This is a genomic window from Microcystis sp. M_OC_Ca_00000000_C217Col (genome assembly GCF_007095585.1).
Taxonomy (GTDB): Bacteria; Cyanobacteriota; Cyanobacteriia; order Cyanobacteriales; family Microcystaceae; genus Microcystis; species Microcystis panniformis.
In genome coordinates this window covers 26,522-35,289 of the sequence record NZ_SFBV01000192.1, presented here as the reverse complement: position 1 = coordinate 35,289, position 8,768 = coordinate 26,522, and the positions used below count along the sequence as shown (strand labels likewise).

Annotated in this window: 5 protein-coding genes; 2 read left to right on the top strand and 3 right to left on the bottom strand. The window is 45.1% G+C overall.

Annotated elements, in window-relative coordinates:
* Window positions 1-415 precede the first annotated feature (415 nt).
* Complete coding sequence (pruA, locus tag EWV66_RS11380) at window positions 416-3,385, top strand: L-glutamate gamma-semialdehyde dehydrogenase (protein WP_287108201.1); 2,970 nt, start codon at window positions 416-418, stop codon at window positions 3,383-3,385.
* 635 nt (window positions 3,386-4,020) lie between these two features.
* Window positions 4,021-5,655: an alpha-D-glucose phosphate-specific phosphoglucomutase gene (locus EWV66_RS11375; RefSeq protein WP_287108199.1), complete on the top strand. Its 1,635-nt coding sequence runs from the start codon at window positions 4,021-4,023 to the stop codon at window positions 5,653-5,655.
* Between the two features lie 68 nt (window positions 5,656-5,723).
* Here the strand turns inward: EWV66_RS11375 and EWV66_RS11370 are convergent, their stop codons facing one another.
* From EWV66_RS11370 to EWV66_RS11360, 3 genes are read right to left on the bottom strand one after another with little or no spacing between them, the layout of a single operon-like run.
* Window positions 5,724-6,134 carry a tellurite resistance TerB family protein gene (locus EWV66_RS11370; RefSeq protein ID WP_052276002.1) on the bottom strand — a complete coding sequence of 137 codons (411 nt, stop codon included), beginning with the start codon at window positions 6,132-6,134 and terminating at the stop codon, window positions 5,724-5,726.
* On the bottom strand, window positions 6,124-7,476 hold the full coding sequence (locus tag EWV66_RS11365; protein WP_287108198.1) for a 16S rRNA (cytosine(967)-C(5))-methyltransferase: 1,353 nt from the start codon (window positions 7,474-7,476) through the stop codon (window positions 6,124-6,126). The genes EWV66_RS11370 and EWV66_RS11365 overlap by 11 nt, the downstream gene beginning before the upstream one ends.
* Complete coding sequence (locus EWV66_RS11360) at window positions 7,473-8,066, bottom strand: alpha/beta hydrolase (protein WP_353734440.1); 594 nt, start codon at window positions 8,064-8,066, stop codon at window positions 7,473-7,475. The genes EWV66_RS11365 and EWV66_RS11360 overlap by 4 nt, the downstream gene beginning before the upstream one ends.
* Window positions 8,067-8,768 lie beyond the last annotated feature (702 nt).

The window sequence follows — 8,768 nt, the reverse complement described above, 5'->3', positions numbered from 1 at the left end:
AACCCGCACCTGTATGGTTATAAAGTTATCAAGGTACTACATTTACCAAGCGGCTAATCCTCTAAACGTCTTACTGTCTAGTTTCTAGCCAACGAATCGCACCACACCCCACACCCTATACCCCACACCCTACACCCTACACCCCACACCCTACACCCCACACCCTACACCCCACACCCCACACCCCACACCCCACCTCCCCACTTCCCCGCTCGATCGAGTACAATAGAGTGTTAAGCAAAAGTGATCGGCTATTAGCTTTGATTAGTCCTTCGGTAAGAATATAAACCAGAGAAAAGAGCTATTAAGAGCGGCAATAAGCTGAAAAAGCTCAAAAACTGAATTTTAGGCTGAAGGCTGACGTTAGCTTGCTGAAAGCTGAATCCCTTTGATAATTTTTTTTACTTGAATCACCGTGGTTATCCAAATCGACTCAACTCAAAACTACGAAACCAAAACCCAAGAGATCGCTAGACAACTTTTAGCCGAAACTCGCGAAAAAAAAGGTCTTTGGTCTGCTTTACAGGATCAAATGCGTTGGGATGATAAATTACTCGATTGGGCCATGTCTAACCCCAATTTACGAGTACAATTATTCCGTTTTATTGACTGTTTACCCGCTTTACGCAGTAATGCCGAGATCGCTAATCATCTCCAACAATACCTCGGTGATGCTTCCGTAGAACTGCCCAGTGCGCTGAAAAGTATCCTCAACTTTAGTGATCCTAACTCCCTACCGGCTCAAACGGCCGCCAGTGTGATCAGTAAATCCGTAGAAACTTTAGCTCGTAAGTATATCGCCGGGGAAGACCTAGGGCAAATTACTCGCACTGTCACCCGTCTGCGCAAGGAAAAAATGGCTTTTACCATAGATCTCCTCGGTGAAGCGGTAATTACTGAAGCAGAAACCCAAGTTTATCTACAAAGTTATCTCGATTTAATGACCCATTTGGCTCAAGAAGCGAGCAAATGGAATAAAGTTAGCCAAATTGATGAGGCGGACGGCGACTTACTACCACAAGTGCAGGTTTCTGTCAAGCTAACTGCCTTTTATTCTCAGTTTGATCCCATGGATCCCATTGGCAGTAAGGAGAAAGTTTGCGATCGCATTCGCCTACTATTGCGACGCGCTCAGGAGTTAGGGGTAGCAGTCCATTTTGATATGGAACAGTACGTTTATAAAAACCTCACCCTGGCTATCCTGAAAGAATTACTCCTAGAAGAAGAATTTCGCAGTCGTACCGATATTGGCATCACCCTACAGGCATATTTAAGAGATTCTGCCCAAGATTTACAAGATTTAATTAATTGGGCCAAAAAGCGCGGTTATCCCCTTACTGTCCGGCTAGTCAAAGGCGCTTACTGGGATCAGGAAACGATTAAATCCAGGCAAAATCACTGGCCACAGCCAGTATATAACGAAAAATCCGCCACCGATGCCAATTATGAGCGAATGACACGGTTATTATTGGAAAATCATCAATATTTATACGCTGCTATCGGTAGTCATAACGTGCGATCGCAAGCCTTGGCCTGTGCGATCGCAGAAAGTTTAGAAATTCCCCGTCGTCGCTTTGAAATGCAGGTATTGTACGGCATGGGCGACCAATTAGCCAAAGCTTTAGTGAAGCGAGGTCATCGGGTGCGGGTTTATTCCCCCTACGGACAACTCTTACCCGGTATGGCCTACCTAATCCGCCGTTTATTAGAAAATACCGCTAATAGTTCCTTCCTACGGCAAAATTTGGAGGATCGTCCCGTGGAAGATTTAATCGCAGCCCCCCGGGTTTTAGGCAATGATAACCCGATTATCCTCGGTTTTCCTAATGCCCCCGATACAGATTATGCCAACGAGCAATTACGAAATAAAGCGAGTCAAGCTCTTACTTTTGTCAAAAATTCCCTCGGTAAGACCTATTTGCCCCTAATTAACGGCGAATACGTCGCCACCAATGTTCAAATTAATTCTGTTAATCCCTGTAACCCGCAGGAAATAGTGGGGAAAGTGGGCTTAATTGAGGTGGAACAGGCAGAAAAAGCGATAATAGCGGCAAAACAGGCTTTTCCCGCTTGGAAACGCACTCCAGTGGCAAAAAGAGCCGAAATACTGCGAAAAGCGGCAGATTTGATGGAAGCGCGACGACACGAGTTATCGGCCTGGATTTGTTTGGAAGTGGGCAAAGTTATCCAACAGGCGGATCCGGAAGTGTCAGAAGCGATCGATTTTTGCCGTTATTACGCCTCCGAGATGGAAAGACTGGATTTAGGGCATAATTTCGACGTAGCAGGCGAGAATAATCGTTATTCCTACCAACCCCGGGGTATTGCTTTAGTGATTTCTCCCTGGAATTTCCCCCTAGCGATCGCAGTTGGCATGACAGTAGCAGCTTTAGTAGCAGGTAACTGCACGCTATTGAAACCGGCCGAGACTTCTTCGGTGATTACGGCGAAATTTGCCGAGATTCTCCTAGAAGCGGGTATTCCTGCCGGAGTCTTCCAATATATCCCGGGTAAAGGTTCCCTGGTGGGGGCGCATTTAGTTAGCCATCCCGATGTTCACCTAATCGCCTTCACCGGTTCACGAGAAGTGGGCTGTCGCATCTATACAGATGCCTCCATCGTCCAAAAGGGTCAAAAACACCTAAAACGAGTTATCGCCGAAATGGGCGGCAAAAATGCCCTAATTGTCGATGAGAGTGCCGATTTAGATCAGGCCGTTGTCGGTGCGGTTAAGTCCGCTTTTGGCTACACCGGCCAGAAATGTTCGGCCTGTTCGCGGATAATCGTTCTGGAAAGCGTCTATGATAGCTTTGTGGATCGCTTTGTCGAGGCTACCAAGTCCCTCAATATCGGGCCGACGGATTTACCGAGTACGGAAGTAGGACCGGTTATCGACGAGAAAGCTCAAGCAAGAATTCGGGAATATATCGAAACTGGCAAAAAAGAGGCAGAATTAGCCCTAGAAATGCCGATTCCAGAAGTTGGTTACTTCGTTAGTCCCACCGTCTTTAAAAATGTTCCCCCCGATGCGGTAATAGCGATGGAGGAGATTTTTGGTCCAGTGGTGGCGATTATCAAAGTGAGCAATTTTGAGCAAGCTTTAGCTGTAGCTAACGGAACCGACTATGCTTTAACCGGTGGCTTATATTCCCGCACTCCTGCCCATATTAACCGAGCTATGCAGGAATTTGAAGTGGGAAACCTCTATATTAACCGGGGAATCACCGGTGCGATTGTCTCCCGTCAACCCTTCGGGGGTTTCAAGATGTCGGGGGTGGGTTCCAAAGCAGGGGGGCCCGATTATCTGCTGCAATTCCTCGAACCTCGTCACATCAGCGAGAATATTCAACGTCAGGGATTTGCACCGATTGAAGGGGCCGATTAAGCCATTCACAGCTAAAATTGGCGATTATTGGGGGTTTATACCCCCAAATCTGGTTCATTTATCGGCTAAGACTAAATCCAGTTATTAAAAACTGATTATTTATTCTCCGTTTTGCCTATTGCCTATTGCATCTCCTGATATGTAGCCTATACTTAAGGGATTTAGTATTACTTCCCACTTGATCTCTCAATCCAAGCTTTTGGGGGGTTCTACCCCCCAAACCCCCCGTTGGGGGCGTGGCGCCGCCCCCAAACCCCCGGCGCATTAGTTTTTCGGTGGGATGCTTACACGCGGCTGCTGATACATCTGTAATAATTTAAGAGTCACTCCCCTTGCAGGAGTACCTCTCCTGATATGTAGCTTATACTCAAAGGATTTAGTATGATCGACGAATTGGCGTTATTTCAGCTTCTATTTTCAAGTCAGTATTCAGGAGTCAGGAGACTATTTTTATTTGTTTTCCCTTCTCCCCACTTCCCTATCTCCCCCATCTCCCCACTCTCCTAGACTTTTTAAACAGGATTTAGTATGACAGGGGACTCACCAACTGTTGTCTTTCTTACCTGATTTCTTGGCTGTCAACCTACTGCTATATACTTAAGTTGAGAATTGCGTCGGCCTATCAAGAAAAGACTATGACGATTGAAACCGTTGCCACAAAACCCTTTAGTGACCAAAAACCGGGGACTTCCGGACTGCGAAAATCCGTTCCCGTTTTTCAACAACCCCATTATCTGGAAAATTTTATTCAAGCTATCTTCAATACTTTAGACGGTATCGAGGGTCAAACCCTAGTTGTCGGTGGAGATGGTCGTTATTATAACCGTCAAGCTATTCAAACTATCCTGAAAATCGCCGCCGCTAACGGTATCGGTAGAATACTCGTGGGAACCGATGGTATTGTCTCCACTCCGGCTATTTCTGGCTTAATTCGCGAAAATAACGCTTTTGGCGGTATTGTTCTCTCCGCTAGTCATAACCCCGGCGGTCCAGAGGGGGATTTTGGCATTAAGTACAATATTACTAACGGCGGACCGGCACCGGAAAATATCACCGATGCAATTTATGCCGAGACTAAGGTGATTAGCAGTTATAACATCCTCTCAGGGGCCGATATTAACCTCGATCGCCCCGGTTCCTTTAAACTGGGAACTATGGATGTGGAAGTGATCGATGCGGTTACTCCCTACGTCAAAATGATGGAAAAGATTTTTGATTTCGATCGCATTCAGACCCTACTCACTTCTGGTAAGTTTAAAATGTGCATGGATTCTCTCCATGCGGTGACAGGTCCCTACGCTTATGCCATATTTGAACAGCGTTTAGGCGCGCCCAAAGGTACAGTATTAAATGGTATTCCCCTAGAGGATTTTGGTGGTGGTCATCCCGACCCTAACCTAGTCTATGCCCATGATCTGGTAGAAATTCTCTTTGGTCAAGAGGCTCCGGATTTTGGGGCTGCTTCCGATGGCGATGGCGATCGCAATATGATCCTCGGTCGGAATTTTTTTGTCACCCCCAGTGATAGTTTAGCTGTACTAACAGCCAACGCTCATCTAGTACCGGGCTATCAAAATGGTATCACGGGAGTGGCGCGATCGATGCCCACCAGTGCGGCGGCCGATCGAGTAGCGGCTAAACTGGGAATTGACTGTTATGAAACTCCCACCGGTTGGAAATTCTTCGGTAATTTGTTAGATGCGGGGAAAGCAACCCTTTGCGGGGAGGAAAGTTTCGGCACGGGTTCCAATCATATTCGCGAAAAAGATGGTTTATGGGCGGTTCTTTTCTGGTTAAATATTTTGGCATTTAAAGGGGAATCTGTAGAGGAAATTGTTCGCAGTCATTGGCAAGAATTTGGTCGTAATTTCTATTCTCGTCATGACTATGAAGAAGTCGCATTAGAACCAGCAAAAGAGATGATGGCACGTCTCCAGAAGCTGGTTTTAGACCTTAAGGGTCAACAATTTGGTAACTATGAAGTGGAATATGCCGATGATTTTAGCTATACGGATCCCGTGGATGGTAGTGTGAGTAAAAATCAAGGCATTCGCATTGGTTTTACCGATGGTTCTCGGATTATTTATCGTCTATCGGGTACGGGAACTAAAGGAGCAACTCTTCGGGTTTATCTAGAAAGTTATGAACCGGACGCAAGTAAACACGATATCGACACCCAAAAGGCCCTACAACCCTTAATTGATTTAGCCGAAGAAATCGGTCAAATTCGTCAATCTACCGGACGGGAACAACCCACGGTTATTACCTAAAATCTAGGGATCAGCTATCAGTTTTTATCGGGGAAATTTTTGACCTGCTCATCACTGATAGCTACTCCTTAATTACTTTCAGTAATTGCTTTGTGGTACAATTTCTGAATTCCCGTCACTAATTTATCTAACATCGATCGATGGCTATCATGAGTCGGATCAAAACTCTGCACTTTGGTTAATAATTTTGCTTCCTGTACGTCCACGTCGTCATCGCTATAGATTAAAGTGCTAATCGATGTTAGTAGATCTTGATAGATTTCTGGACTAGGATTGTCGCCTAAATAGGACTCTAACCATCGATAACATTCACTGGTTTTAACTGGTTTTAGTTCCGATAATAGTGGTTTAATCTCCGGATCATCATCAAGTTTTTCCCTCACAGCTACCTGTCGTAAATAATTTCTTTCTGATGGTTGAATGACACCATCAATCCAAGCAACACCGATGAGAATTTTCAGTAATTGTTTATTTTTCATCCCACACTTCCTTGACTAACTTAGCCATAAAAAAACCGTCTTGATTATGCCGATGGGGTAACACTTCGATCGCTCCCGTTTCTGTATAGTATTCTGAGAAGCATGAATTAGAGTCAGGAGTGGCCATTTTCCAATCGGGATGAGCGGCTAAAAACTGCTCGATCACTCTTTCATTTTCTAACGGATCGAGAGTACAGGTGGCATAAACTAAGATTCCCTTCGGTTTTACCCAAGTGGCAGCCGAGGCTAAAAGTTCCCCCTGTCGTTTGGCTAGTACAGGTAAATTTTCCGGTGTTTGTCGCCAACGTATATCAGGACGCTTGTGCAGGGTTCCCAATCCTGAACAGGGAGCATCGATTAGTACACGATCGGCGATGCCGTGCCACTGGGGACGATCGCGACTATCCCCTAGATGTATTTCGATCGCTTTTAAGTCTAATCTTTTAATATTGGCTTCTAACTGTCGTAAACGGGATGCCGTTTGATCACAGGCTAATATTCTACCCCGATCGCCCATTAATTCGGCAATATGAGTGGTTTTTCCCCCCGGTGCTGCACAAGCGTCGATAATTGTCTCTCCGGGCTGGGGATCGAGGAGATAAGTGACTAATTGGGCGCTAATATCCTGTAGGGTGTAATTTCCGGCTCGAAATCCCTCTAAACGCTCAATATTGCCTAAACCAGAGGTTAAACGACAAGCTAAAGGTAATTTAAGATGATGAAAAGTTATATTGGCTGATTCTAACTCATTTTCTAGGGCTTCTCGGCTAGTTTTCAGGGGATTAATCCGAATATCGAGGTCGGGAGAGCGATTAAACCATTGACACAGTTGTTCCGTTTCCGTAACACCAAAGCGATCTAACCACAATTGCACCAACCAATCGGGGAAACTGTGGAGAATACCCAATCTAGAAGCGGTATTTTCTGGCAAAATTAAAGGATCATCGCCATTAGCAGTTAAACGGAGATATTGCCGCAGCATTCCGTTAACCACCGCCGCTAATTTGCCTAAATGACTGATTTTAGTTAATTCTACCGCCGTATTCACCGCCGCTGATGGGGGAATCTGGGATAGATAACGCAGTTGATAAAGACCAATATGGACAATTCGCCGTAAATCTGGGGGTTGCTGGGCCGCAGTTTTTTTCCCCAGGCGATCAAGCAGCGCATCCAAAGTTCTTTGTCGGCGCATTATACCATAAACAATCTCCGTTGTCAAGGCTTTGTCAAGACAATTTAAGGAACTAGCGGACAAATGGCGATCAAGAGCGCGATCGGGATAGGCGGAGGAGCGATCGATATCGCGTAAAATCAGCAAAGCCAGTTGACGAGCATTATTCATGCCGTTTCCAGACGATTGCGGAGGAATTGGCGTAATATAGTCAGCGCCGGAATCGGGATTTCGTGGCCCATATTTAACTCGTGATATTCGACGTTAACCCCCAAACCAAGCAGTAAATCTCTGGCTTGACGAGCAGCAGTGATAGGAACGACGGTATCCTGCTTACCATGAACAATTAAGACATTTTGGGGACCTTGGGGATGGGGTTCACTGTGCAGATAACCACTCAAGGAACCCAATCCCGCCAAGGGTAAGGATAAACCCACATCCAGCGTCATCGCTCCTCCTTGGGAAAAACCGGTCAAAAAAGTCCGCTCTAGGGGAATACCGGTAGTTGCCTCTAGGGAAATAATCCAATCGTGCAACTGTTGACGACTAGCGACTAAACCTTGATAATCGGAGGTTTCTAACGCATACCAGGCGCGTCCCCCCGGCACTTGCGGATGATCGAAGGGAGCATTAGGAAACAAAAATTGACAATCAGCCAGATCCAGCATCGATGCAAGGGGGGCCAGATCCATGGCATCAGCACCCCAACCGTGCAGCATGATCACTAGATAGCGAGCGGGATTTTCCGGGGAAGGGGGAATGACAATCGGGTTAAAAGACAGAGTTTTTTCCTCGCAATTCTTTTTTATCTCTATTCTATAGCGATTTTCCCGGCAGTGAGATGGGTGTGGGGGAGTCTTTTCAGTGATCAGTGATTAGTAACCAGTAATCAACAATGTTCGACCGTTCCGGTTAAATAGCGGATGGGGTCGGCAAAGGGAATAAACAGATTATCTTCAAACTGACTGAAAATCTGTTCTAAGTAGTCGGACATAAATTCTGTTGTCTATCTTAAGACCCACATTCCGCACTTTATGATTAAGTCGCAATAACGCCACCAAGAAAAACTGATTGAACCGACAAAATTTGTTGAGATTAGAGAATTTTTACATCTGACTTCACCAAGAGTAATTTGACAGAAGCAAGGATCGCTCAAGTTAGACATGGTTAAACTAAGGTGTCCTAATTTATTAGAGACTTTTCGGAGAAAAAGTTTTTTCTGGGATTGGCTTAAACTGAATTTGCTCAATTTGATTCTCAACTTACTTGGTAGTGATTTTGGCAATAAATCGAAAAATATTGAAGAATATCAAGAATCTCCTCAGTTAAATTACTGATCGGGCTTTGAGCATTAATTTTTACTAAATGAATCCCCTGTAAAACCTGAAATATCCATCTTAAAGTTGGTTTATCTAAAGAAGTATTGAATGTTCAATGGTTTAAACAAGAACTAGAAAAATTAG